This is a genomic window from Sphingobacterium puteale, from assembly GCF_050986225.1.
Lineage (GTDB): Bacteria > Bacteroidota > Bacteroidia > Sphingobacteriales > Sphingobacteriaceae > Sphingobacterium > Sphingobacterium puteale.
The window spans coordinates 612,124-636,852 of the sequence record NZ_CP158959.1 but is presented as its reverse complement, the minus strand read 5'-3'; the positions used below and the strand labels follow the sequence as shown (position 1 = coordinate 636,852).

The window sequence follows — 24,729 nt, the reverse complement described above, 5'->3', positions numbered from 1 at the left end:
ATCATCATTCTTTTTCTTCAACTTTCTCAGTTTTCTCAGGTGGATAGCAAATACCTTCGGGCTTTGTTCTACGCTTGCATAAATCCAATAAAACCAACGTTAATATATCCAATGTCTTCAGAAGTCGATTACGAGTTTCTAGCTCTTCTTCCACCATTCCTGCCGACCATCCACGCTCATATTGGAAAATGATTCGCCCATCTACGACGGAAATATTTTTCCGCACATCAATTCCATAATATAATTTGGACAATGTTTTTCTCAGATTTTTCTGTTCTTTACTACTCAGCGATTTAGGCCTCCAGAAATATAATTCCTCTTTGTTGATTGGACATCGTAAAAAGTTAGCTGCATCCGGATCCAACCAGTCCTCCGGAAAATAGTCTGTTTGCAACAGTAACCAACCAGTCTCCAATAACCATCTCAATGTGTATCGTAGATCATCAATCTCTATATTGGGCGGTTTATTTTCAGAAGATTGTAATGGATATAAACTCACGATACCTTCACGGAGATCTGTATAATTCTTCTCATAAAAAATTTGCTCAATCCGTTTATAGGGACTTGCACTGCGATAGCTATCGACATAATTGGATAGCAAATAATCTATAATTAAATGCTTATTGGGTGGAGGATAATCAGCTTCAGCCCAATTGTATGCCACAATGCTTGCCTCATGTAGTTTTAACAATTGTTCATAGGTTTCTAGTGGGGCATCATCTACCATCCACTCAACTAAGCTTTCGTCGTACAGTAAACAGTTTTTCCAATCACCAAGGAGATTAAGCCAAGAGGATAGATCCATTTTCGAAAAAAAATTCTTAAAGGCCTTTGGGAAGTTTTGGATCTCTTTTCTGGAGAGTTTTGTAAACGGGTATTCAAAATGGGCCAAATGATGATTGAGTTTTTTATCCCTTTTTGGCCGATAATTCTTACTGCACCTATATGGGTTTTTATACCATTTTATATCGATCCATTCTTCCTCATAATTTAACCGCTTTTTATGGTGTAAAAAATAATGACAGCCCTTGACCATCAATATAACCTTATCTAGATGCGCAACTAATTGCTTTCGTTCCTCTTCATCTTTTTTATTTTTTGATGTTAAAGCGATCAATATATTCCATAATTTCTCGTTAAAGGATTCAAAAGTATCATCTTGAATAGACTCGAAAATCCCCCCTCCTACTAAAAACCATGGGATTTCATATTCATCCTCAGGATTTCTTAAATATTGATTTTCCATAATGCTGATTTTATTTAACTGTCGACGTATTTATCTGCTTTAGCGCAGATCCTTTATTAATCTGTAGAATTCTTATTTTAGGATCGCCACGATAAGTGGTGAAAAGCTTAATATGTCACCCATGAATTTATACAGCTTTGATACTACAGCCTTATTATCTACTACAAAGTTTATTCACGACCAAATAATACGACCATCTTCTGCTCAAAAGCAATTTTAGCAATGTCTAATAAACGTTCAAGTTCCACCATATCGGGAATGCGACTCTTCATGCGCAATTTATCATCTTCAAAATTCTCGAAATCAAGCACATCTAACGTTGGATAATTATCAATATTTTTCTTGATCTGCCCCCGCAATTGTGGCAGCACTCTGGCAGCCATTTCCTCGAGTTCTTTACAGGTTCCGCTTAAAACTGGAATATCTAACGAAAAAGTACTAATGACTAGGCTGTAGATCTGTTTTAGACATGATGATATAAGGGCATAGGCTAGATCTGGAATAACTTCATCGTCCGATAACAGTGTTTTACATTTTTCCAGAAACCGCTCTGTTTTCGTAATTTGGTTATTAAATTTACCGGAAAAGATTTCTTTTGAATTTTCTATCGAGCTATCCTCTGAATCGATCAAACGATATGGATTGCCCGAAAACACCAGAAATTTAGATCGACAATGCGCCATATAGTAATAATATTCTTTCTCCAGTTTTTTCTCCCATTCTTTCTTTGCAAATAGATTAAACACAATAATACTTTGCCTCAAGCAAACGAGCTCAAGGATACTTCTTACAATTGGCTCGTTCCGATTTAAATCATATTCCCAGCCATCAAGTATCAAGATAATCTCCATACAGGCTTTGACATCACACTTTTCAATAGCAGGATGCGGTATCAGAAAAATCCGGTCAGGTTCCAAAACCGCAACAATAAGATCTAAAAGTGGTTTTAACGCCGAATACTCTCGATCTATTTGGAGCAATCCGCCAATTTCACGCATCCATCGTTCAAATTCACCACTTCGTTCTCCAGGATGGAGATAGATATGGTTCGTTGTTTTCTGATTTTCATTTTTGGTAACTGGCCCATTATTTTCAATTCTTAACCCGCCGCTACCATTCACAACATTATTCATAATCTTAAAAATTTATATTGGTTTATAATTTTATCACTCGTTCGAAACATCACTAGGTTGACTTGTACCATGAAGCACTACTCTAACCATTATTTGATATTTCAAAACAAAAATAAAGATAATCTATACAATTATAAAATTTTTAAATAAATTATTCTATGATTGCTGATGAATAGAAAAGAAGAGACCAATAATTTCAGCAGCTTTGTTAAAGTCAATATCATCATTATGGAAGCTTCTACAACACATACTGAATATCAGGTACAGCCCGAAACGGTCAAAGCAATTTTTTAAGCTTTAAAGGAGCCTTCGAATCTAAGGGAATTCGTATTCCAAAGCATATCGAAAGATGTATTGAAGAAAGTATGGATCAATTCAGTGCAGGAAATTCCATTTCTTTGGAATTTTTTAAGGAAAAACATTTCCGCCGGAAATAAAAGTTGAATTAGGATTTATAAAAAAAGTAATATAGGTTAGGTGAAGCCTATTGTATATAACTGCTATATCTTTCTTCTTGTCAAGCTTTGTCTATTTGAAAAGAACGAAATAATCTCTACGTTATCATTTCGCACACGATAATACATCGTATTAAATTTCAGAATAACTGCTTTATAGATATTTTGACGCTCAGATTTAGGGAAAATATAAGGATTTTGAGAAATCAATACTGCGATCTTTTCAATCTTTTGAGCTAATTTTCTGATCTCTTTTTCGCTAAAGTTCTCTTCAAGATATTCTATTGTCTTCTCTAGCTCGTTTAATGCATTTGGAGTCCATAGAATATTATAACCACTTTTCATAGATCTTTCGAGCTGAAGAATGATTTTTTAGATCTTTATTATCTGCCTCGCGAACGCCCTTTTCAATTGAAATCTTCTCTGCCTCAGAAGCCGAATCCCACCAGTCTTTTACCTCCTCTTCCCTAAACTTTAGTAGTTTTTCGATAATAGAACTATCTTCCAACGTCGCTAACCATTGAATTAATTCTAATTTTTTATTTAAGGTCTGTGCATTCATAACTTTTAACACTTACTATTCAAATTTAGCAATTTTCTTCCAGTTTATGCTCAATGTTTTACAAACTTCATCTTCAAAAGTTTCAACAGTAATTTTAAGAAACTCATTATATACAATCCTATATCTCAGCCTCAAGCGGTGATCAGGACCCTCAGTACTACCATTATATCATCATATCTGCAATAAGAACAATAAACAGGGGATCAAATTGCGCCAAATCCATAACCTGAAAGCTATAAATTTGGCGCAATTTGACCCCCATCCTATTTAACACAACTACAAGAAATTCAACAACTTACTTGGCTACGGTTCTGTCTACAGATCATTCGAAAACACGATTATCCGACCTTCACAGCTCCCGAAGAAACGGTAAATATCCCATAATCGTCAATAAGCATCCGCTCCTTGATCACCCCATTATACGCCATAATCCGGTCCAGTTCTTTCTGCGAACGTCGGCGCATGACCCAGTCTTTCTTCTGATGACTGTTCAACACATAAGCGATCATTTTCAATTGCGGATGCCATGGTTGTCCGGTATAGACCAGATGGCTGTTTTCCTCACAAATGGAAGTCGCGCCATGTACCGCCCTGCTCGCCATTTCATTGTTGCCAAATAATTCGAAAATACCGGAGATCACCACAATATTAGGTACAAAATCCAGTTTGTTGTAAGTCTCGGTATCAAAACAATCGTAATTAGTGAAACGTATTCCCTGGAGCCCTTTCTTCTTGATGATTTTCTCCCCCACTGCAATATTGGGCAATAGAAACTCGTTGATCACGATCTCCACTTCCGGGTATTTTTCTTTGATGTCAAATAAATAATTTCCGGTGCCGCCAGCGATATCCAAGATTTTCACAGGTCGCCCCGTAGACTTGACCTGCGCAATATTCTCTTCCAATAGGCATAATAGATGCTGTTTACGTATACGAATCCCTTTCCAGCCGATCGCTTCCAAGTATCCTTTATCAATGATTTTCCCTAACCCCAACCTACCCTTCGGCTCATTGCGATAGACGTAATCCAATGAAATTCCTGAATCAAAACCAAACTGAAGCCCTAAGTTCATCCCATGACTCAATGATCCGATCTTGCCTAAAGTCCATTTCTGAAAAGCATAGTTTAGCTTCTCAGCCGCAGGCATCACCTTATGATACAATTTTTCATATTCTTTTACCGAAAACTCGTCAGGCTCCAGCCCCTGTTCAGGCTTTTGCCTTGCATAGGCTTTGGTAATAAAATCTTTTAAATAGGTATAGACTTTCTTCCTGTTGGATTCAAACAGGATACCATGATAAAAATTACGTAGGGTAATAAATGTCTTCAGCTTAGAAGCAATGGACACGAAGAATTGCTTTTGCACCGAGTTTTTAACCACATAATCCTTTTCGGCGGATAGCACAATCACAGGAATATCGATTGCGGCAGCATCCTCAACGATACGCTCACCGGCTTTCAATAAGTCGACCAATAAAGCGCCGTTAATGGATTTTGAGATTAGGGGATCAGCATCATAAGCCTGTTGTTGCTCGACATCATGGGTCAGGACCTTCGCCTTGACATAGCTTTGGATAACAAGGTCCTTTTTCAGCTTGGTTCCAAGCGCAATCATCTGGTTGGCCAATGGTACATACAGTTTAATCTCAAAGGCAGGGGCCAATAAAGCCATACCTGCAATCGGAGGAGCAAAATCATGTACCCAAGCACTCACAATGACCCCAGCAATACTATTGGCGATGACGAAAACATCCTTTGTCTCAACCGCATATTCCAGGCGGATATAGGACACAAAACAATCCAGATCGCGCACATTATCCATGAAAACGGGCGATACCGGTACTTTGGTATAACCATGTCCGCGCAGGTCAAATGCAAAGATGGAATAATCGGCAAACTGTGGATCGGTAGCCATCTCCTGCAGGCGTCCCGAATGTTCATGCCCACGGTGCAATACAACCAAAGTCTTTTGTCCCTTTTGATAATTCCAAACACGATATAGCAGTTCCCCTTGATCGAAACTCTTAAAATAACCTGATTTCATCTTTTTATAATTTATTCCATCTATACAATGGGCATGTAATTTCTGTATCTATTCAGCTGTCGCTATTAAAAACAAAGACCAAGCCACCTTTTTGATCAGGATCGGCCAGCGACGATAATTTTCATCAACTGGATCGCATGAGCCCGCAGTACCATATGCCTATTGATCGACTTCACTCGATCAATAGCTTTATTTAAATCTAAAGATAATAATTCCTGCATTATCAGAATAGCAAAAATCATACTTCTACTATAGCCCATCGTACAATGAATGACCATATTTTCATGCTCATCCAAGTTCCGGTAAGCAGATAGCATGGCGTCTATGATAAGATGCGCATCTTCCACATCGACCTTCGCGATATCCAGCAAAGGAAAAGAATAATACTTTTCCATGGTCCCTAAGAGTTTTACGTCCTCCAGCTCAGCTGCGAGGTCAAAAACCACCAGATTGCGATCCAGTCCCAAAGCTATTAGTTCCGATGCGTCCAACCTTGGCCCCACATAACAGCGTGGCAGTAACTCCATCAGCGGTGGATTATTTCTCTTTCTAAAAAAACGCCACATCAACCAGTATGCAAGTTGGTAAGGAGCGTAAAATACTTTCTTTATCAACGGGATTCGACCCCGATTATCCTTCAAAAAACCTGTATTACCGCATAGGTAATTGTAACCAACTGCAAAACAGTCGAAGGCTACCCAAGCAAAAGCAATCAGCAGCAATAAATATCCCTCGCAGAGCAGTGCCAGTAGCATGAATAGCCACCCAATGAGGTAATAACTATTCGTTACTTGTTGGTTCCGGATCGCCGGAAGACGACTATCAAGTTTTTGGGTATAAAAACCTGATTTCTGCGGTGAATTATGTTGCTGTTCAATGGCGTTCGGAAAGAGGATAAAACTGACCTGAACCAGTAGGCAAGCTGTCAATAGGTCGATCACATGGTGCTGATATACCGTCAATGTCCCTAGTCCCATCATCAAGAGCCAGATGCCCAAGATTATTTTCTTCCATCCGTTGAACTTCCAGCGCAGCACCGACCAAAAAAGACAGGCATAAGCGACATGCAGGGAGGGCGCCTGATTAAAAGGTGAATCATATTTCTCTAAGAAGGAAAAGAAATTGGTAAATAAAAGATTTTCGACCTGCGGTCGGTCAAAAGAAAACCGCAGCGGAAAAAGAAGAAAACATAGTACAGCAATCAGGGTGACAAACGTAAATCGCTTTGCATAGCACAGGAGCTCCCCTTTTTGTCGACAGTAAAACGGCACGAGGCAAAAAAACAGTCCACTGCTCATATAAGGCAAGATCATCCAGGGAATGAACGGAATATGCTGTTCAAAATCGAATACAAAGGAAGGTACCGCAGCTAAACTAGAGGCGTAGGCTGCTGTATAAGAATAGGTAAGTTGAAAAAGTAACAGGCAATAGATGACAACAAGGAGCTGCCCCCCTAACTTATTTAATCGTTTTTCATCCATTTGGCTTTCCTAAACATGATTTTACTTAATAATACATGGGGGAGCAGGCCTAAAAATCCCATCAGCCATTTCATACGCTTCGGAAAAATCACGATTTCTTTCTTTTGCTGTATGGCTTTTAAAATGCGTTGTGCGGCATCGTCTACGCTGATCAAAAAGGGCTTTTTGGAGAGATCCTGCTGATTAAGTTGACGGAGCTTGGTTGTATCCACATACCCCGGTGCGATGACTGTCACGGCAATCCCATACGGAAGCAATGCCCGCCGATAAGCATCAGCCACTTGGATTGCTGCCCGCTTTGTTTTGCTGTACAAACTTGAATTCGGAAAATCCAGCGTCCCCGAAATGGATGCTATGGTTGCGATCTGCCCCTTTGATTGTCCGCGCATGACTTCGCGGGCGACTTCAAAACAATTGATCGTCCCGAGCATATTAACCTGGAGCATTGCACTTGCCTCTTCGTAACTGATGCGTTGTGCCACGTCATCGGCATAGCTTCCTGTACAATTGATAAAAAGATCCAATGTCCCCTGATGACAGAAGGAATGAACGGCATCAGCCAAAGCATGCCGATCACATACATCCACTTCAAACTTGATGAGCGCATCGTATGCTGGATGATGAGATAACTTTGACAGGTTCCGACCACATACCGCAACTTCAGTCCCCTGTTGGAGGTAGCTTTGTGCTAGTGCCAAGCCTATTCCGCTTGTTCCGCCTGCGATAAATACCTTCATAATAAAAAAATAGTGCTAATATTACCCGCTGTCCGGGCTATCTTGCAAACAAATAATCCTTCTATTTCTGTCAACTAAATTCTAAAACAGTCCAGTATTAAATGATAAACATTTCCAAACTCCACTGAACTTTATAATTTATGTACAGCGTGTATGATCGCTCCACTTGTACAATGTCTTCTTAACTCCTCGTATTTCGAAACATTGTGTACTAGGTCATGCGCAGCTCCATCGTCTTACGATATCCATAGTTCCATTGTGCTTCCATGGCAGCCGCAAATTCATCCAGACCTGTCGGAAGTGACAATGTTATTTCAAATCTACGCCAATCTATACCTTTTTTGCAATAGTTTCCTGCCAGCTGCTCTGCAGCATCCCTTGTATCGATCCATCGGATTTTCTGGAATTGCTGATCAATATCCCGCAGGCGTTGGTTTCCGCTAAAGCCCAATACCGCTCTGACCAATCCTTCTTCCTGCAGTTTATATGGCTGCTTCCGCTCACAGATCACTTCCGCCGCCAATGACTGCGCTAGCTCCACAGGCACCAGATCAATGGCTCCGCCGGCATAATATTCCCCCTTCCGCTGTACAGGCTCAATATAAAACATATCGGACATCGAAATACGAACAGCCTCCAACAATGTTACTGTCGAATTTATTGCTATTGTTGGCGCAACGGCACTTTTATCATAATTTACACCTTGGATTTGGATGCTATCTAGATTTACGTTTGATAGTGCAATTGTATTCCCCATCAGGATTTTCTGATAAAGCTTACGTTCGCCGCGTCTCTCCCCAACTGCTGAGCGGTCAAAAAGCATTTTCGAACCAATAATAATCGACGGTATTTCCTCCGAAAATGGTCGGTTCAAAGTCGGTAATAAGGGCGAAAGATCATGATTCATCTTGACCAGATAACGATCAAAGACATCTTCCAGATAAGGAGCGGAGCGTTTTTCCCACTGCTTTTTTAGCACATACCAACCCAATTTGCCAAGATGACGCTGCTCCGTAAGCTGATGTCCACAGAAGAAGCGATAAAACTCTTCGGACTGGAGATAGGATTTCCGCTCTGAATCCCTTGCAAAAGCCTGAATAATCGCAGCAGCCAATGATCCACCACAACTAGCAATTAGTAGGTCTGGTTTTAGTCCCAGTTCTTCCAACGCGGCATACATACCCAGGTACAAGCCAAAACGAGTACCGCCTCCTGAAAATAAAACTGCCCGTTGATAATTCATTTCGCGATATATTAGATATGAGATTCTGGTTTTACTTACAAATTCGTCATTTCTATCCAACAAATCAAACCATAGAAAACAGGCGCATTAAACAGCAGGCTATCTATCCGATCCAATAAGCCACCATGTCCGGGGATTAATGTCCCCGTATCCTTGACTCCCGTCCTGCGTTTCAAAAAGGATAAAAGCACATCACCGCAAAATCCTAAAACACCGAAGAGCAGACCTAGCAACGAAAAGCGGATAAAATCTCCAAATGGCAATAACAGATAGCCCAAGATATTACTCAATATTACCGTCAGCCCGATACCGCCGATACATCCGGCAACAGTTTTATTTGGGCTGATGCGCGGAACGATCTTTCGTTTACCAAAGAATTTACCCATGAGGTATTGGAATACATCGTTCAGTTCCGTTAAAACGATGATATAGGCCACAAGCCGCAATCCCATCCACTCATTTTGATGAATTTCTACTGCCCGGATAAAAGCCAGCTGGCTGAATGCTAGTAGGCAGGCAGCTGTTCCAAAGGTCATTCCGATAGCAGCACCCATCGCTGTTTTCTGTCCCAGCCAGAAAAACAACCCAATCCCTAAGCACAATAGTGTCGCCCAGAATAGATAGCCGCTATATGAACAGTAGGTTAAAAGGATCAACTGCAATAGAGCAAGTACAATAGCAAAGGGCAATGCAAGACTAAAATTGGGCACAAACATCTTCATAAATTCGCGCATGCCCTGGAAGCTAAGCCAGCAAACAAACAACCATGATGTTATTTGCGGAACGAAGGCAATCGCCAGTACAAGCACAATATAGCCCCAGCTTCTGACTCGGACAGGTACGTCAGCAAACTTGTCTTTCGGATTGGATACTTCACTCATTTACCACCAATGCCTTTCTCAATCGCGTCATGGAACTCAAGACCAATAACAAACATAGCACAGCAAAAATATAGCCCGAAAATACAGTAATCGAAATATGTAATAAACTCAAAATTCCGTATATCCCCAGCAACAGTGCACGGTCGCTTTTACCCATAGGGCCATCATAACGACGATCATTGGCAACAACTTTTCCGATCAGTCCGCAGAATTCGTTGATGACACTCAAAACAATAAAACCTGCCACCAGATATAAACTCTCGGGATGAAATTTCAGCAAGGGAAAGAAAATCAGGACATCAGAAACAATATCGCCCACCTCGTTCAGGACTTCCCCCATCTTACTCGTCTGATTGAAAAGGCGGGCCATCATCCCGTCCAGTGCATTGAGAGCCATGCGCAATAATAAACCAATCGGTAATACCAGAAATAAAATTGAGCTGCAGTCTGCATTCCAGAACAAGATCGCAATGACCAGAGACAAGACCACCGAACCAACCGTAATCTGATTGGCCGTTATTTTTTTTCGATTCAAAAAGCTCAGAACCGGCATCAATAACTGCTGGAACTTTGGTTTTAATTTATAAACAGAAATCATATATGCGCTATGTAACTTACTTTTTTTTATTTTTTTTAAAAAAAAATTTTGATAGTGTAAAAAATACACTATATTTGTGTCATCATAATTTAGGTTTATAATTGGTTATTTAAGGTTTTCATTCTCCCCGTTTGAAAACCTTTTTTTTGCCCCTAAATTAGGAATTACCATCTTCCGCCAGCCCCACCGCCACCGGACGAACCGCCACCAAAACTTCCGCCGCCGCCACCGCTAGAGCCTCCCCCACCAGATCTGCTTGATGAAGAGCGTACTTTAACAGGTATGCTGTGCTCGCCATGGGACACACGGTGACCACAGTTCTTACATTTATCAAAACGTTCCTCCAACCCCTGCGAACTGTAAGTTGCGGAACGGATCGTATGTGTAAGTCCCGTTTCAAACGTACGGTAATGACATTGTGGACAATCTATATACCCTGCATTTTCATCCCAAGGAACCAACTTAGTCTCATTGCTTGTCTGATCCACCCAGATCTCATAAGACCTGCTGCCGATTTTTTCTTCCAAGAGCTGTCCTTGATCCAAGTATACGCTTTCCCGGGTAGCCACATCATCCTTATTCATGCGCAACCAACGCCCCGAGCCATCCGGGGGAGTCAGCCGAAGTTCATTCCTTCGGATACGTTTATTTATTCCAAAAAGATCAAAAAGTGCCAAAGGACTTAACAATAAAGGGACAAGTCCCCAAACGCGAAACTTACGCAAAGCCTGTTGGATATTCTCTTCATCACGGTAGGAATTGACAATCTCTGTGCGGCTCGCATTATATTTCATCGCCAGCGTAATGCTGCCAAATATAAAAACAAAATAAGGTAGGTTCTTCCATTGATAAACAACTTCGAAGTTGTTCAGCGCAAAAGCACATATAAATACACTGGCAAACATCAGCATTCCCATACAACCGCAACCGCTCACCAGTGGTGGAAAATACTTACTTTTTTTTGTCAGCTTTCCCTTGATCGCACGGGTCACCTCACCCAGCCAGATATAGCAGATGACAAATAAAGCCAGTACCAAAAGCGAATTTCTTAAGATAGGACTTCTTAAACTCCAAATTGGAGTTGCTTCAGGCATCAAACGTTCCAGTTCGGCCCTACTGTCAGGTGATGTCAGAATGGTTTTGATAAACCGCGAAGCCTCCAGCACGCCTTGATCATAATCCCCATTTCGAAAATTAGGTACCAGATATTTTTCGCCGATTCGTTTTAGATAGGCATCAGGCAAGGTGCTTTCCATGCCATAACCTGTAATAAAGCGATATTCCCGCCGGTCTTTGGCAATAAACAATAATAGACCATTATTGCTTTCCTTCTTACCGATACCCCAGGTATTAAATAGCTTCAACGCAAATTCAAAATCGCTCTCACCCACATAGTCATTGACCAATACAATGGCATACTCACTTTTGGTAGCAGCTTCAATCTGTGTGGATAAACCATCCAATTCAGCCACAGTACCCGAAGACAGAATCCCATCAGGATTGGAGACAAAATAGTCCTGTCCTTTCTGCTTTGGGCTAGGTATATTATCAACTGTATATTGGCCAAAAACAGGCCCGACACCCAAGCAGCAACTCAGGCAAAATAAGATATATAGATAAAGCTGTTGTGATCTATGCATATTTGTCAGAATAACTCAAACAACAAAAATTTGGTTCATTGTCACGATATTAAGAAAAAAAAATCAAACAAAGGTTTTCATCAAAAAAAAGCCCATAATCAACCGATTATGGGTCTATATAATTCAATATTCGTTTGATGAAAAAGGCAATCGAGAATGCGGGGTTCGCCTTGCGGTTTCGACAGCCACCTTCTGATAAGGGACAGTTTTATCATGGTACAAAAGCCGATTTAAAGGTGGGTGACTTATTCCTTCCCGGTGGCGAATCTAAAACCAAGCAGCCCTCAAAATGAACCATATTTATTTTATAGCGATGGTCAATGGAGCTGGTCTTGCGGCAACTTTAAAAATTATTTTCTCCTTCGCTGTCAATGACCAAGCCAGTGTAAAATCAAGACACCGATCAATCCAATAACAGAAACAAGCGTTTCCATCACCGTCCAAGAGCGAAACGTATCCTTCACGCTCACTCCAAAATAAGATTTAAACATCCAAAACCCTGGATCGTTGACGTGTGAGAACATGAGACTGCCCGCTCCGGTCGCTAGCACCATTAATTCAGGAGTAACCTCTCCCGCTTGCACAATGGGGAGCATAATGCCCGCTGCCGTGAGTCCAGCAACGCTTGCCGAACCGATAACGAGGCGAATGATACCGGCTATTAACCAGGCAAGCACAAGAGGCGACAGGCTAAGGTCTGCGGTTAAGTCAGCGATGTAGTTCGCGACACCACTATCTACCAAAATTTGCTTGAAGGCACCTGATGCTGCAATGATAAAAAGGATCATCATTATCCCACGGATTGCTTCTTCCACACTTTCTGACTGCTCCCGCAAACTTTTACCTTGGCGGATTCCCATCGTGTACATCGCCACCAGAGATGCAATCATTAAAGCCACCACCGGGTCACCCAAGAAACGAAGTGTCGTCAGCCAAGCGGAGCCTTCTGGGAATATTAGATGTGCAAATGAACCAAAAGCAATTAAAATTATTGGAAACAGTCCCGTAAATATACTAATTGCAAATCCGGGAAGCTCTTTCTTATCTGCTTGATTGTGCTCAGGAAAAAACTCGGCAGGTGGGTTGGTCGGAATACGCTTAAGCATCCTGCCAAAGAGTGGTCCACCGATAATTATGGCAGGGATTGCCACCACAATGCCATAGGCCATTGTCAACCCTATATCCGCATTGTAAGTAACCGCTATGGCTGTAGCTCCCGGATGCGGTGGCAAATAACCGTGCGTCACGGACAGCGCTGCCAGCAGTGGAATAGCTACGTAAAGCAAGGGCATCTTATTGGAAGCACATACCATGAAAACAAACGGTACCAAGACGATAAAGCCGACATTGTAAAATAAAGGAATTCCTACTAAAAAGCCCGTGAGAACCATTGCCCAAGGTAAGTTCTTTCTGCCAAATACTGCCGTTAGTTTCGTTGTAATCTTTTCTGCAGCGCCCCCCTCCGCCATCAATTTACCCAGTAAAGACCCGAAGGCCAACAAAAGCGCCAACTGGCCCATAGTACTACTCACTCCGGTTTCAACAGATTTAAGGATATCGACGGCATTCATATTCATAGCAAAACCGACCGCAACAGATGTTATCAGTAATGAAAATATCGTGTTTAACCTGACGACAGTGACTAAAAGAAGTAGTAAAGCTACTCCCAAAATAACGATGATTAGAGGCATAATAATTTACAACTAGTTAAAACTCACCTTCCAATATGCGGTACAGGTGTTCAAATTTCTGGAAGTTTTTAATATATACGGCGTGGTTCTCTTCACTCGGTTTGTAATAGTGCTCGATATCTTGTGTTCCCGCCGCTTGCTTGTTTTTTACTGTAGGCTCACCCGCCTGTATACCCAATGCTTCCAAGCCTATCAATGCTGCTCCCCATGCAGAGCTTTCTACCGTATTTTTAATGAATACAGGTTTATTGAAAATGTCTGCAAGCATTTGCACCAACAACGATGAACGTGCTAAGCCGCCGCTTGCATAAATTGTATGAATGGGGCCGGTGTTCTCCTCTAATGCGATCCCTACACTGTAAATCGCAAACAACATCCCTTCCATCATAGCCCGTGCAAAGTGCGCCCTGCCGTGATGCAGCTGTATTCCAAAATAAACTCCTTTTGCATTGGAATTCCAATGTGGAGCCCGTTCACCGGTCAAATAGGGCAAGAATATTAAGCCCTCTGCCCCGGGAACGACGGAGTCGACCAAAGCATTTAACGCGGCAGAAGAATCTCCATCCGTTTCCGTTTGGGTAAATTCATGCAAAAAATTATCTCGAAACCAGTTGCGTAATACACCTCCGTTATTAACCGCGCCACCAACTATATATTCATTTGGTCTCAGTAGGTAGGTAAATAGCCTTTGTTTTTTTTCTTGATTTGCCTGCGAACTTGCCACGCGAATAGCTCCACTGGTACCAATAGTTATAGAAGCTACCCCAGGACGTATAGCCCCTACCCCGAGATTAGCCAAACAACCATCGCTACCACCTATTACAAAAGGTGTATCTTGAGGGATGTGCATCAAGGCCGCAATTTCTCGGCTAGGCATATTTAAAATATAATTGACCGGAACTGGCAATGCTAGTTGCTCTTCCGATATGCCCGTCAATCTTAACGCCTGATCAGACCATGTTAATTGATGTATGTCGAAAAGCCCTGTTGCAGATGCAATGGAATGATCGACCACATAAACGCCAAAAAGCCGGTAAAAAAGAAACTCTTTGATACCGATAAACTTGTACGACTGCGCAAATAATTTTTGATCATTAGACTTTATCCACATTAATTTGCAGAGCAAAGACATGGGATGTATTGGTGTACCCGTTTGTTGATAAAGCAGCCTGCCAGTCTCACTTGCCTCCAAGGCTACCGCAATATCCTCGCTTCTGCGATCTGCCCATATCATGCAATGGCTAAGTGGCTTTCCAGCTGAGTCAACAGCGATCAGTCCGTGCATAGCACTGCTCACCGAAATGCATACGGGTTTCGGTATCTCGGCACTAGATTGCTTTAAGCTAATCATGACATACCTAATAGACTCAATACATGCAGCATAAACAATCTCCGGATCTTGCTCGTACCAGCCTTCTGAGGGGTTTAATATGGGATAGGGTATACTATGCTGCGACAAGATGTTACCTTCGTAGTCAAATGCAACAGCCTTCGCAGATGATGTCCCAATGTCTAATCCAATGATCATAAATAAAATTGATGTTTAGGAGAGTTCAATATACGGATTATCTGTTAGTTTACAACAAAACACTCAATACCAGCGAAGTAATTGAAGCGAGAAAAGCGCCTCATACATCGCCGACAACAGTTTCGCGAGGTATTGAAAGATGCCATCTCAAACGGGATACCCGTACCCGGATACATAAACGCACCTCTTATTTTGATGCTTACCGATCCAAAAAATTACCTACAAATATTATACAGGCACAACGTGACTATTTTGGCGCACATACCTATGAACGTATTGATCAGGAAGGTATTTTTCACACACTTTGGGATTAAGGGAAAAAGCTTGAATATTCGATTTGATCTTTGTTTTAAACGCTAAAAAGCGGCTTTATATAAAAAAGCCGCTTTTTATAACTGATTCTCCTATCGAGATGAACCAATGACCTACTTGCTACAAGTCATTTGCTCTACCAGCTGAGCTCAACAGACTACAGATAAAGTTTCTGATTTCTGTACTACAGATATCGGGATTGGACAACAACTTGTAGCTTATGATTATATTGCTATAGATTAACCACCTACATTTACACTTCGATGATTTAGAAGCTATCGTTCAATATCCTTCAAACTGTTCATTTTCTTATATTCCAGGAATCCTTTGATATCTTCAAAATGTTCACGGACACGCTTATTTCCAAACTCAAATACTTTCTCCGCTAAGCCGTCCAAAAAGTCACGATCGTGTGAAACAAGGATCAATGTACCATCAAAATCCTTTAAGGCATCTTTGATAATGTCCTTGGTCTTCATGTCCAAATGGTTGGTCGGCTCATCGAGAATCAACACATTCACGGGCTCCAAAAGCAGTTTTATCATCGCTAGACGGGTTCGCTCGCCACCGGATAACACTTTAACCTTTTTCGTTGTGTCATCCCCGCTGAACATAAAAGCCCCCAGAAGATCTTTCATTTTGACGCGTACATCGCCTACAGCGATTTGGTCGATGGTATCAAAAACAGTCAGTTCGCCATCCAATAAAGCGGCCTGATTCTGCGCAAAGTAACCGATTTTGGCATTATGACCTATCTTTAGCGTACCTTCAAAATCTATTTCGCCCATAATCGCTTTGATCATGGTTGATTTACCCTCACCGTTCTTACCTACAAAAGCAACTTTTTCTCCGCGTTCAATCACCATATTGGCTTTTTGGAATACGACATGATCGTCATATGCTTTGCTAAGATCTTCCACAATCACAGGATATTGCCCCGAGCGTGGTGAAGGGGGAAATTTCAGACGCAATGCTGAAGTGTCTACTTCGTCAATTTCGATAATTTCCAACTTTTCCAACATCTTTACTCGCGATTGCACCTGCAACGTCTTCGAGTAAGTACCTCTAAAACGATCAATGAATTCCTGATTGTCAGCAATAAAACGTTGTTGCTCCTCATAAGCTTTCAATTGATGCTGACGTCTTTCCTGACGCAGTTCCAAGTAATGACTATACTTGGCTCTATAGTCATAAATACGCCCCATCGTCACCTCAATAGTACGGTTGGTGATATTATCGACAAAGGCCCTATCGTGTGAAATAACAATAACTGCTTTGGCCGAATTGACAAGGAAATCCTCCAGCCATTGGATACTCTCGATATCCATATGGTTGGTCGGCTCATCCAATAAAATCAGATCCGGTTTTTTTAATAATATTTTAGCTAGTTCGATACGCATACGCCATCCTCCGGAAAATTCCGAGGTCTGTCTGGTAAAATCCGATCGCTCAAAACCAAGCCCTTTCAGCACCTTTTCCACCTCCGCATCGTAATTGACCTCTTCGATCGAATAAAACTTCTCGCTCAGCTCCGACACCCGCTCAATCAATTGCATATAATCATCCGACTCATAATCCGTACGGATATTCAGCTGCTCGTTCAGCTGCTCCAATTCATCCCGCATGCCGTAGACCTCCTCGAAAGCTTTCGAGGTCTCCTCAAAGACTGTTACATTATCCTCGGTCAGCAAATGCTGCGGCAGGTATGCAATAATTGCGTCTTTTGGGCCCGCGACATTACCCGTTGTAGGCTTGCCCACGCCAGCGATAATTTTTAGCAGGGTAGATTTGCCCGCGCCGTTCTTACCCATCAATGCAATCTTGTCATTCTCATTGATCGAGAAAGATACATCCGAAAAAAGAGTCGTTCCCCCAAAGGAAACAGAAATATTATTTACGTCAATCACTGTATGTACACTTAAATTTGCCACAAAGATAAGCGAATCAATCTTATAAATAGACAATGGATCATTTTTGTGTATCTTTGCGCCATGCGTTTTGATATTATTACGGTCTTACCAGACCTTTTGGAAAGTCCATTTGCACACTCTATTTTGCAACGTGCAAAGAATAAAGGCCTCGCGGAGATATATGTACACAATTTAAGAGATTACTCAACAAATAAGCACAAAAGTGTGGACGATTACCCCTATGGGGGTGGTTCCGGCATGGTGCTACAGATCGAACCTTTCGCCAAGTGCATTGAACAATTGCAGGCCGAAAGGACATACGATGAAATCATCTATATGACTCCCGATGGTGAAACGTTCAATCAGGATATTGCCAACGGGCTCTCGACCAAAAGTAACATGATGATTCTCTGTGGCCACTACAAAGGTATAGACCAACGCATCCGGGATATATACGTGACAAAGGAAATCTCGGTGGGTGATTATGTGCTGTCTGGCGGTGAACTTCCGGCAGCAATTGTTACAGACGCGATTATCCGTCTGATCCCCGGAGTTTTGTCCGATGAGACCTCCGCACTTTCGGATTCTTTTCAGGACGGATTGCTCGATGCACCGATCTATACACGCCCCGCAGACTGGAAAGGGCACAAAGTACCCGACATTCTACTCAGTGGACATGAAGCAAACATCGCTTCCTGGAAGCATGAACAACAGCTAAAAAGAACACAGGAAAGACGTCCCGATTTATTAAATGATTAAGAAATACGGTGAATTTTTGTTTTTTTATCACAAAAAGTTTGCTTATTTATTTTTTTTTATAAATTTGTGTAATAATGACACGAAGATATACAAATACAAATTGGTGGTGGCCTGGAGCAATAAGCATCGGGAATCAATTGGTATTGTCATAATATTTCATAATCAACCAAAACCATTTATGGAAATTCCAAACCCGATGCTAACCAGTATCGGGTTTTTTTATGTATAAAATTTATCAAAGCGAATAAAAGAATAAAATGAAGTATAAATTCAAAACACAGAGCAGAAAGCTGCTCGCCGACACAACAACACCGGTGAGTATTTATCTTCGATTACGGGATATCTTTCCAAATTCACTGCTATTGGAAAGTTCCGACTACCATAGTCGTGACAACAATATCAGCTATATTTGTTGCCAGCCCATTGCTGGGATTCAACTAGATGAGCGCGAGTTAACATTAACCTATCCCGGCAATGAACGGATTGTCAAAAAAGCACAAGAAATCGAATTGCGTCAGGAAGTCTCCGACTTTAGGAATTCCTTTGAAGATTCGACGGTAGCCGAATTAAACCTAATCTCAAACGGGCTATTCGGGTACTTTACATTTGACTGCATCGAACATTTTGAGGATATCAAACTGACAACAGCTATCGATCCGGCACGGAAAATACCGTTTATGCAGTATCACGTCTACAAATATGTGATCGCCATCGACCATTTCCGTAATCAGCTTTATATCTTCGAACACCTTTTGGAAGATGAGGAGTCCGAGCTGGAACGCATGCAATTTCTGATCCAGAACAAAAACTTTCCAGAGTACACATTCAAGTTAGCGGGAGAGGAAAGTTCCAATCGTAGCGATGAGGAACACCGTCAACTGGTCAAGAAGATGAAGGAACATATCCAACGTGGTGATGTCTTTCAGATCGTTCCCTCCCGTGGTTTCCGGACCCCATTTTCGGGCGATGAATTTAATGTCTACCGCGCATTACGTTCCATTAACCCCTCGCCTTACCTATTCTATTTTGATTATGGTGACTTTAAACTATTCGGTTCATCTCCCGAGGCACAATTGCGCATCCATGGCAAGCAGGCTACGATCTTCCCAATTGCCGGAACATTCAAGAGAACCGGGAACATGGAAGAAGACCAAAAAATTGCCTCTAGGCTAAAGCAGGATCCAAAAGAAACCTCCGAGCACGTGATGTTGGTAGACCTTGCCCGTAATGATCTGAGCAGACACTGTACCCAGGTTAAAGTAGAATCGTATATGGAACCACAATACTACTCGCATATTATCCACTTGGTCTCGAAGGTAACAGGGGTATTAAAGGATAATATCAATCCATTCGATATTGTGGGAGATACCTACCCTGCCGGAACACTCTCGGGAGCTCCTAAGCACATGGCATTGACACTCATTGACCGCTACGAAGGATTGCAACGCTCGTTCTACTCTGGAGCAATTGGCTTTATGGGTTTCAATGGGGATTTCAATCATGCCATCATGATTCGCTCGTTCCTGAGCAAGCAAAACACCTTACATTATCAGGCCGGCGGCGGAATCGTACTGGATTCTGATCCGGAAATGGAACTCCAGGAAGTGAACAATAAAATAGCTGCTTTGCGAAAAGCATTACAATTAGCAGAAACGTTATGATTAGACCATTAGAATATTGTGTCAATACCCAGCATATTAATGCTTCGATAGATACCATCGACAACCGCATCGTTGAATTGCTAGCCTTACGGAAGACCTATCTCAATAAGGCAAAAGTATTGCAGGATGATACAGATAATGAACAGAATAGGATAAAAAATATCAGCAGCAATCAGGCAACATTGGCAAAGAGATTTGATCTGCCCGTAGAATTTGTCCGGGCGATATTTCAGGAAATAGATAATTACTTTAATCAGGACTATACAACAAGAGGTTATGAGCAACAATAAAATCGTTGTCATTGACAATTACGATTCATTCACCTACAATTTGGTTCATTTGCTCCAGGAGTTGGGACAGGACTATGTGGTATTGAGAAATGATAAATTCAAACTGGAAGAGCTGGAAGTATTCGATAAAATACTTCTTTCCCCAGGTCCCGGGATTCCGGAAGAGGCAGGTCTATTGCTTGACGTGATCCGCACCTATGCGCCGCACAAAAGTATATTGGGCATCTGCCTTGGTCAACAAGCAATCGCTGAAGTATTTGGCGGTACATTATTTAACATGGAAAAACCCCTGCATGGTGTTGCAACGGGCATTATCGTAACCGATGAATCCGAAAAGCTATTTCAGGATTTTCCGAAAGATTCGAAAATAGGTCGCTACCATTCATGGGCAGTAAACAAAGATACCTTGCCAAACACGCTCAAAGTTACGGCTGTAGATGAAAATGGTATCATCATGGCACTGACACATACGGAGTATGATGTGCGAGGCATGCAGTTCCATCCAGAATCTGTACTAACAACAAATGGGAAAAAATTAATTGAAAACTGGTTATCTTAGTATAGCATATTGAGATAGGAGTCTTTAGACATTACCTTTACGAGGCTACGTCTCACTGAGTCATGTAAATGATCACCTATGTACAGGAATACAGCAATGAAAAGCGTATAAGCGTAATAGAGATTTCGCATCCGCCCAAGGCTTGAAGCACCAAAGTCTCAATACTTAAACTGCAATACTAAAAAATTAAAATAGAGAAAATATGTCAGCCGAAGGCTTAAAGTACTAAAATCTCAATACTCAATACTAATATCTTACTACTACAAATGACAATACTCGATAAAATCATTGAACGAAAAAGAATAGAAGTAGAAAAGGCGAAGGCCTTAGTTCCATTCGAGGAACTGTTGAACTATCCCTATTTCAACGTAGCCTGTCTTTCGTTACGGGAATCTATTTTAGACCCTGAAAAAACAGGGATTATTGCTGAATATAAACGAGCATCTCCCTCAAAAGGGGATATCAATAGTACAGCAAAAGTTGAAGATGTTGTCAAGGCCTATGAAGAAGCTGGCGCTTCGGCTGTATCCGTTCTGACGGACGGCGAATTTTTCAAGGGCCATTTGGAAGACCTCTCCAAAGCTCGGGCAGTTATTAGCATTCCAATTTTGCGCAAAGAATTTATTGTCGACAAGTATCAGATTACCGAAGCCAAGGCTTATGGTGCCGATGTTATCCTCTTAATAGCAGCCTGCCTCAAAAAGGAAGAAGTTCAGGAGTTTGCCGCCTACGCCCATCAGATCGGGCTCAATGTATTGCTTGAAGTACATAATGAGCAGGAACTGTTGGACAATCTTTTCGATGATATTGATGCCATTGGTGTCAACAATAGAAACCTAAAAGATTTCACCGTCGATCTACAACATTCGTATGATCTTTTGGATAAGATTCCATCCGAATACATCAAAGTATCCGAAAGTGGCATTTCTGATCCCAAGACAATTAAAGCATTGAAAAAGGCTGGTTTCCAAAGTTTTCTGATCGGTGAAAATTTTATGAAAACCACAGACCCAGGGAAAGCAATCAAAGATTTCGTAAAAGAAATTTGATTTTATTCAAAAACAAATCTGGATAAAAGTGTCCTTGCTGATTATATGCAAGAAAGACATCTTGAAAAAACCTTCATGACCAGACGCACGACCAGCGATGAAAATCAACTGATGGTTCTTTCTGACCAATAGAAAACAGGCTCTTTCAAAAAAAGAGGTTATGCATAGATAAAGCCAGTTCTCAGCAAATATACCTTCAATACTGGGAAGGTATATTTGCTTTCATAGGAAAATTCAATCCCGACAACAGCCCTATCTTTCAGCTACCATTTCGGTGGTTCGCGGAATACACCAGCGCTACGCGATATGCATTCTGAATACATAAAAAATCGCCTCTAAACTCATGACAGTTAGCTAACTTTATTCTAATACCAAATTTTGTACCTTTGTAAAAAATTATCGAAGATGTCGGTCAAGATTGGTGAAAATATTGATTTGGGTGAATTCCCTTTATTATTAGCTCCTATGGAGGATGTAAGCGATCCACCGTTTCGCTATGTATGCAAACAGAATGGTGTTGATTTAATGTATACTGAATTTATTTCTTCAGAAGGACTAATCCGTGATGCAGCTAAATCTGTTCAAAAGCTTGATATTTTTGAATATGAACGACCTATCGGTATCCAGATATTCGGTGGAGATATTGAAAGTATGCGTCAATCAGCTGAAATCTGCACAAAAGCAAATCCGAATCTCATCGATATCAATTACGGTTGTCCAGTTAAAAAAGTGGTCTGTAAGGGAGCCGGCTCTTCCTTATTGCAAGACATTGATAAAATGGTTGCGATGACTAAAGCTGTTGTTGAAGCAACTCATCTCCCTGTGACAGTAAAAACACGGCTTGGCTGGGATGATAATACCAAAAATGTATACGAAGTAGCTGAAAGGTTGCAAGACGTCGGTATCAAAGCACTCGCAATTCATGGACGTACACGTGCACAATTGTACAAAGGTCAAGCTGACTGGTCCATGATCCGTGATATCAAACGTAATCCGCGCATTCAGATTCCAATTTTTGGTAACGGTGATGTGGATTCAGTCGAAAAAGCAGCGGCCTGGAGACAGGAATACGAAGTGGATGGCATTATGATCGGCCGTGCGGCTATTGGTTACCCTTGGATCTTTAGAGAGATCAAGCATTTCTTCCAAACAGGCCAGCGCTTGGAGGGGCCTACAATTGCTGAACGCGTTGAGGTTTGTAGAACACACTTAAACAAATCCATTGAATGGAAAGGTGATAAATTAGGAATCTTCGAAATGCGGAGACATTACGCCAATTATTTTAAAGGAATTCCGAATTTCAAAGAATACAGGATGAAACTGGTTAGTCTTCAAAATCAAGCAGATATACTTGAAGTTCTTCATGAGATTGAACATTCGTTCATGCCTGAATTCATCTAAAAATAACAAATGCGATAACCTAACAGTTACCGCATTTGTTTTAATATGAAATTATCTTCTTCGTATTAATTTCATCAGCCCATTCTTCTCAAAGAAAAAAGTAACACCGAGCAGCAGTAATAACATGGTGTTTCCTATCCAAATATTACTATGGAAAACCTGAAAGCTCAACCACGAAATCAACAGCCCTGCTCCAAGATAGACAGCGATCTTGATCATCTTATATGGTATGGGATAATACTTCTGGCCCCAGTAAAGTGAAAAAGCGATCATGACCAGATATACTACTGTTGTTGATAAAACAGCTCCAACATAGGAATAAGTTGGGATAAGCCACACATTGAGCATAATTGTAATTAGCGCCCCTATTCCCGAAATGTAAATAGCATATCGTGTATGATCAGTCAATTTATACCAAATCGATAGATTCATATATATTCCAAGTAGCACATAATTGAATAAAAGAATGGGGACAATTTTAAGCCCAGTCCAATATGTTGCGACCTCTTTTTCATTACCTTCAATAAAATACTTCAGCCAATCCAGATTCACTGTCAATCCGACCATTGCAATAACCATAAGGATAACAAAATACTCCATGATTAGGGCATAGGTTTTCGATGCGTTCTGGTTTTTTGAATATGAAAAGAAGAACGGTTCTGCCCCCAATCTAAAAGCTGTCACAAATAAGCTTAGAAATACGGACAATTTAGCAACTGCGCCATAAATACCTAACTCATCTTTCCCCGTCTTTCCAGGGATCAATTTCAGAAAGAACATTTTGTCTAGATTCTCGTTAATAATAAATGAAATATTAGCGACTAAAATTGGGAAGCTATACTTTAACATTTCATTCATTAATTTTCTATCTAGGCTGAATCTGAAAGTTAACAGTTCAGGTAGCAATAGAATTAATGTGACAATACTTGCAAAAAGATTGGAGATAAAGACATAACCGATCCATCCCTCTTTGAACCATGTTCCGGCAAAATCCGCCCAAAATGTATACTTATGTACCCAATCCGGCAAGAACAAAATAAAAAATAGATTTGAAATCACGGTAATACCGATATTAACAAATTTCAATGCACTGTATTTATAAGGTCTGCCCTCTGCCCGTAGCTTTGTAAACGGGACAACAGCTAGCGCATCAGCAACAAGGATAAAAGCAAAATACTTAATGTACTGTTCATATAGATCCACATCCCCCCCATCCGCAAACCAAGAAGCGATAGGTCTTGTGAAAACAAATACAGACAACAATAATAATCCTGAAGTAAATAAAGTTACAAAGAAGCTATTGTTGTAAACTTTATTCTTATTCTGTGGTTCAACTTTCTGTAAATAACGGAAATACGTTGTTTCCATTCCAAATGCCAGAATAGCATTTAGCATGGACATCCAAGCATAAAAATTAGAATAAACTCCATAGACCCCTGCATCCTTAAATTTACGGAGATAGAGTGGGGTCATCAGGAATCCTATCATTCTTGAAACGATAGTAGTCACACCATAAATAACGGTATCGCTGAGAAATTTCTTAATTGT

At 41.0% G+C, this 24,729-nt stretch carries 24 protein-coding genes; 9 read left to right on the top strand and 15 right to left on the bottom strand.

Annotated features, from left to right (window positions below):
• Positions 1-4: 4 nt before the first annotated feature.
• On the bottom strand, positions 5-1,246 hold the full coding sequence (locus ABTV71_RS02545) for a hypothetical protein (protein ID WP_121124429.1): 1,242 nt from the start codon (positions 1,244-1,246) through the stop codon (positions 5-7).
• A gap of 170 nt (positions 1,247-1,416) precedes the next feature.
• Complete coding sequence (locus ABTV71_RS02540; protein ID WP_121124428.1) at positions 1,417-2,379, bottom strand: hypothetical protein; 963 nt, start codon at positions 2,377-2,379, stop codon at positions 1,417-1,419.
• A gap of 168 nt (positions 2,380-2,547) precedes the next feature.
• On the opposite strand from ABTV71_RS02540, the gene ABTV71_RS02535 reads away from it, so the two are divergent.
• Positions 2,548-2,673 carry a hypothetical protein gene (locus tag ABTV71_RS02535; RefSeq protein ID WP_262707638.1) on the top strand — a complete coding sequence of 42 codons (126 nt, stop codon included), beginning with the start codon at positions 2,548-2,550 and terminating at the stop codon, positions 2,671-2,673.
• Positions 2,674-2,879: 206 nt separating this feature from the next.
• On the opposite strand, the gene ABTV71_RS02530 is transcribed toward ABTV71_RS02535, so the two are convergent.
• From ABTV71_RS02530 to ABTV71_RS02490, 9 genes are all read right to left on the bottom strand, one after another.
• Positions 2,880-3,179: a type II toxin-antitoxin system RelE/ParE family toxin gene (locus ABTV71_RS02530; protein WP_121124427.1), complete on the bottom strand. Its 300-nt coding sequence runs from the start codon at positions 3,177-3,179 to the stop codon at positions 2,880-2,882.
• Entirely contained in the window at positions 3,163-3,396 is a 234-nt protein-coding gene (locus ABTV71_RS02525) for a hypothetical protein (protein WP_077438171.1), read from the bottom strand. The genes ABTV71_RS02530 and ABTV71_RS02525 overlap by 17 nt, the downstream gene beginning before the upstream one ends.
• A gap of 338 nt (positions 3,397-3,734) precedes the next feature.
• Positions 3,735-5,441 carry a bifunctional alpha/beta hydrolase/class I SAM-dependent methyltransferase gene (locus tag ABTV71_RS02520; RefSeq protein WP_433902185.1) on the bottom strand — a complete coding sequence of 569 codons (1,707 nt, stop codon included), beginning with the start codon at positions 5,439-5,441 and terminating at the stop codon, positions 3,735-3,737.
• A 95-nt stretch (positions 5,442-5,536) separates the two neighbouring features.
• Positions 5,537-6,922, bottom strand: coding sequence for a hypothetical protein (locus tag ABTV71_RS02515; protein WP_433902184.1), 1,386 nt, complete (start codon positions 6,920-6,922; stop codon positions 5,537-5,539).
• Complete coding sequence (locus tag ABTV71_RS02510; protein WP_433902183.1) at positions 6,904-7,659, bottom strand: SDR family NAD(P)-dependent oxidoreductase; 756 nt, start codon at positions 7,657-7,659, stop codon at positions 6,904-6,906. Before ABTV71_RS02510 ends, ABTV71_RS02515 begins: the two co-directional genes overlap by 19 nt.
• 211 nt (positions 7,660-7,870) lie before the next feature.
• Positions 7,871-8,902 (bottom strand): patatin-like phospholipase family protein, encoded by a 1,032-nt coding sequence (locus ABTV71_RS02505; protein WP_433902182.1) that lies wholly within the window; start codon positions 8,900-8,902, stop codon positions 7,871-7,873.
• 35 nt (positions 8,903-8,937) lie between these two features.
• The gene (locus tag ABTV71_RS02500) at positions 8,938-9,783 is read right to left on the bottom strand and encodes a phosphatidate cytidylyltransferase (RefSeq protein ID WP_433902181.1); all 846 of its coding nucleotides are present in this window, start codon (positions 9,781-9,783) and stop codon (positions 8,938-8,940) included.
• Positions 9,776-10,381, bottom strand: coding sequence for a CDP-alcohol phosphatidyltransferase family protein (locus ABTV71_RS02495; RefSeq protein ID WP_433902180.1), 606 nt, complete (start codon positions 10,379-10,381; stop codon positions 9,776-9,778). Before ABTV71_RS02495 ends, ABTV71_RS02500 begins: the two co-directional genes overlap by 8 nt.
• 164 nt (positions 10,382-10,545) lie before the next feature.
• Positions 10,546-12,021, bottom strand: a complete 1,476-nt coding sequence (locus ABTV71_RS02490; protein WP_433902179.1) for a TPM domain-containing protein — start codon at positions 12,019-12,021, stop codon at positions 10,546-10,548.
• Between the two features lie 137 nt (positions 12,022-12,158).
• Between ABTV71_RS02490 and ABTV71_RS02485 the strand changes: the two genes are divergently transcribed.
• Positions 12,159-12,314, top strand: coding sequence for a hypothetical protein (locus ABTV71_RS02485; protein WP_220700064.1), 156 nt, complete (start codon positions 12,159-12,161; stop codon positions 12,312-12,314).
• A 75-nt stretch (positions 12,315-12,389) separates the two neighbouring features.
• Here ABTV71_RS02485 and ABTV71_RS02480 read toward each other — a convergent pair whose 3' ends face one another.
• Together ABTV71_RS02480 and ABTV71_RS02475 are read right to left on the bottom strand one after the other, a co-directional pair.
• Complete coding sequence (locus tag ABTV71_RS02480; RefSeq protein WP_121124419.1) at positions 12,390-13,712, bottom strand: gluconate:H+ symporter; 1,323 nt, start codon at positions 13,710-13,712, stop codon at positions 12,390-12,392.
• Between the two features lie 16 nt (positions 13,713-13,728).
• Positions 13,729-15,240, bottom strand: a complete 1,512-nt coding sequence (locus tag ABTV71_RS02475; RefSeq protein ID WP_433902178.1) for a gluconokinase — start codon at positions 15,238-15,240, stop codon at positions 13,729-13,731.
• 11 nt (positions 15,241-15,251) lie between these two features.
• On the opposite strand from ABTV71_RS02475, the gene ABTV71_RS02470 reads away from it, so the two are divergent.
• Positions 15,252-15,554 (top strand): hypothetical protein, encoded by a 303-nt coding sequence (locus tag ABTV71_RS02470; RefSeq protein WP_433902177.1) that lies wholly within the window; start codon positions 15,252-15,254, stop codon positions 15,552-15,554.
• A 273-nt stretch (positions 15,555-15,827) separates the two neighbouring features.
• Here ABTV71_RS02470 and ABTV71_RS02465 read toward each other — a convergent pair whose 3' ends face one another.
• The gene (locus tag ABTV71_RS02465) at positions 15,828-17,459 is read right to left on the bottom strand and encodes an ABC-F family ATP-binding cassette domain-containing protein (protein ID WP_433902176.1); all 1,632 of its coding nucleotides are present in this window, start codon (positions 17,457-17,459) and stop codon (positions 15,828-15,830) included.
• A gap of 84 nt (positions 17,460-17,543) precedes the next feature.
• Between ABTV71_RS02465 and trmD the strand changes: the two genes are divergently transcribed.
• From trmD to dusB, 6 genes are all read left to right on the top strand, one after another.
• Positions 17,544-18,221, top strand: a complete 678-nt coding sequence (gene trmD, locus ABTV71_RS02460; protein WP_433902175.1) for a tRNA (guanosine(37)-N1)-methyltransferase TrmD — start codon at positions 17,544-17,546, stop codon at positions 18,219-18,221.
• A 257-nt stretch (positions 18,222-18,478) separates the two neighbouring features.
• Positions 18,479-19,882: an anthranilate synthase component I family protein gene (locus ABTV71_RS02455; protein WP_121124410.1), complete on the top strand. Its 1,404-nt coding sequence runs from the start codon at positions 18,479-18,481 to the stop codon at positions 19,880-19,882.
• Entirely contained in the window at positions 19,879-20,172 is a 294-nt protein-coding gene (locus ABTV71_RS02450; RefSeq protein WP_121124409.1) for a chorismate mutase, read from the top strand. Before ABTV71_RS02455 ends, ABTV71_RS02450 begins: the two co-directional genes overlap by 4 nt.
• On the top strand, positions 20,159-20,731 hold the full coding sequence (locus ABTV71_RS02445) for an anthranilate synthase component II (protein ID WP_433902174.1): 573 nt from the start codon (positions 20,159-20,161) through the stop codon (positions 20,729-20,731). Before ABTV71_RS02450 ends, ABTV71_RS02445 begins: the two co-directional genes overlap by 14 nt.
• Positions 20,732-20,997: 266 nt before the next feature.
• The gene (trpC, locus tag ABTV71_RS02440) at positions 20,998-21,780 is read left to right on the top strand and encodes an indole-3-glycerol phosphate synthase TrpC (protein ID WP_433902173.1); all 783 of its coding nucleotides are present in this window, start codon (positions 20,998-21,000) and stop codon (positions 21,778-21,780) included.
• A gap of 405 nt (positions 21,781-22,185) precedes the next feature.
• On the top strand, positions 22,186-23,181 hold the full coding sequence (gene dusB / locus ABTV71_RS02435) for a tRNA dihydrouridine synthase DusB (RefSeq protein WP_121124403.1): 996 nt from the start codon (positions 22,186-22,188) through the stop codon (positions 23,179-23,181).
• A 51-nt stretch (positions 23,182-23,232) separates the two neighbouring features.
• Here dusB and ABTV71_RS02430 read toward each other — a convergent pair whose 3' ends face one another.
• Entirely contained in the window at positions 23,233-24,669 is a 1,437-nt protein-coding gene (locus ABTV71_RS02430) for a lipopolysaccharide biosynthesis protein (protein ID WP_245971326.1), read from the bottom strand.
• Positions 24,670-24,729: the final 60 nt, after the last annotated feature.

Excerpts from the sequence above, each read along its gene's own strand:
- ABTV71_RS02545 (WP_121124429.1), bottom strand. The coding sequence starts at position 1,246 with ATGGAAAATCAATATTTAAGAAATCCTGAGGATGAATATGAAATCCCA.
- ABTV71_RS02540 (WP_121124428.1), bottom strand. The coding sequence starts at position 2,379 with ATGAATAATGTTGTGAATGGTAGCGGCGGGTTAAGAATTGAAAATAAT.
- ABTV71_RS02535 (WP_262707638.1), top strand. The coding sequence starts at position 2,548 with ATGAATAGAAAAGAAGAGACCAATAATTTCAGCAGCTTTGTTAAAGTC.
- ABTV71_RS02530 (WP_121124427.1), bottom strand. The coding sequence starts at position 3,179 with ATGAAAAGTGGTTATAATATTCTATGGACTCCAAATGCATTAAACGAG.
- ABTV71_RS02525 (WP_077438171.1), bottom strand. The coding sequence starts at position 3,396 with ATGAATGCACAGACCTTAAATAAAAAATTAGAATTAATTCAATGGTTA.
- ABTV71_RS02520 (WP_433902185.1), bottom strand. The coding sequence starts at position 5,441 with ATGAAATCAGGTTATTTTAAGAGTTTCGATCAAGGGGAACTGCTATAT.
- ABTV71_RS02515 (WP_433902184.1), bottom strand. The coding sequence starts at position 6,922 with ATGGATGAAAAACGATTAAATAAGTTAGGGGGGCAGCTCCTTGTTGTC.
- ABTV71_RS02510 (WP_433902183.1), bottom strand. The coding sequence starts at position 7,659 with ATGAAGGTATTTATCGCAGGCGGAACAAGCGGAATAGGCTTGGCACTA.
- ABTV71_RS02505 (WP_433902182.1), bottom strand. The coding sequence starts at position 8,902 with ATGAATTATCAACGGGCAGTTTTATTTTCAGGAGGCGGTACTCGTTTT.
- ABTV71_RS02500 (WP_433902181.1), bottom strand. The coding sequence starts at position 9,783 with ATGAGTGAAGTATCCAATCCGAAAGACAAGTTTGCTGACGTACCTGTC.
- ABTV71_RS02495 (WP_433902180.1), bottom strand. The coding sequence starts at position 10,381 with ATGATTTCTGTTTATAAATTAAAACCAAAGTTCCAGCAGTTATTGATG.
- ABTV71_RS02490 (WP_433902179.1), bottom strand. The coding sequence starts at position 12,021 with ATGCATAGATCACAACAGCTTTATCTATATATCTTATTTTGCCTGAGT.
- ABTV71_RS02485 (WP_220700064.1), top strand. The coding sequence starts at position 12,159 with ATGAAAAAGGCAATCGAGAATGCGGGGTTCGCCTTGCGGTTTCGACAG.
- ABTV71_RS02480 (WP_121124419.1), bottom strand. The coding sequence starts at position 13,712 with ATGCCTCTAATCATCGTTATTTTGGGAGTAGCTTTACTACTTCTTTTA.
- ABTV71_RS02475 (WP_433902178.1), bottom strand. The coding sequence starts at position 15,240 with ATGATCATTGGATTAGACATTGGGACATCATCTGCGAAGGCTGTTGCA.
- ABTV71_RS02470 (WP_433902177.1), top strand. The coding sequence starts at position 15,252 with ATGTTTAGGAGAGTTCAATATACGGATTATCTGTTAGTTTACAACAAA.
- trmD (WP_433902175.1), top strand. The coding sequence starts at position 17,544 with ATGCGTTTTGATATTATTACGGTCTTACCAGACCTTTTGGAAAGTCCA.
- ABTV71_RS02455 (WP_121124410.1), top strand. The coding sequence starts at position 18,479 with ATGAAGTATAAATTCAAAACACAGAGCAGAAAGCTGCTCGCCGACACA.
- ABTV71_RS02450 (WP_121124409.1), top strand. The coding sequence starts at position 19,879 with ATGATTAGACCATTAGAATATTGTGTCAATACCCAGCATATTAATGCT.
- ABTV71_RS02445 (WP_433902174.1), top strand. The coding sequence starts at position 20,159 with ATGAGCAACAATAAAATCGTTGTCATTGACAATTACGATTCATTCACC.
- trpC (WP_433902173.1), top strand. The coding sequence starts at position 20,998 with ATGACAATACTCGATAAAATCATTGAACGAAAAAGAATAGAAGTAGAA.
- dusB (WP_121124403.1), top strand. The coding sequence starts at position 22,186 with ATGTCGGTCAAGATTGGTGAAAATATTGATTTGGGTGAATTCCCTTTA.
- ABTV71_RS02430 (WP_245971326.1), bottom strand. The coding sequence starts at position 24,669 with ATGATAGGATTCCTGATGACCCCACTCTATCTCCGTAAATTTAAGGAT.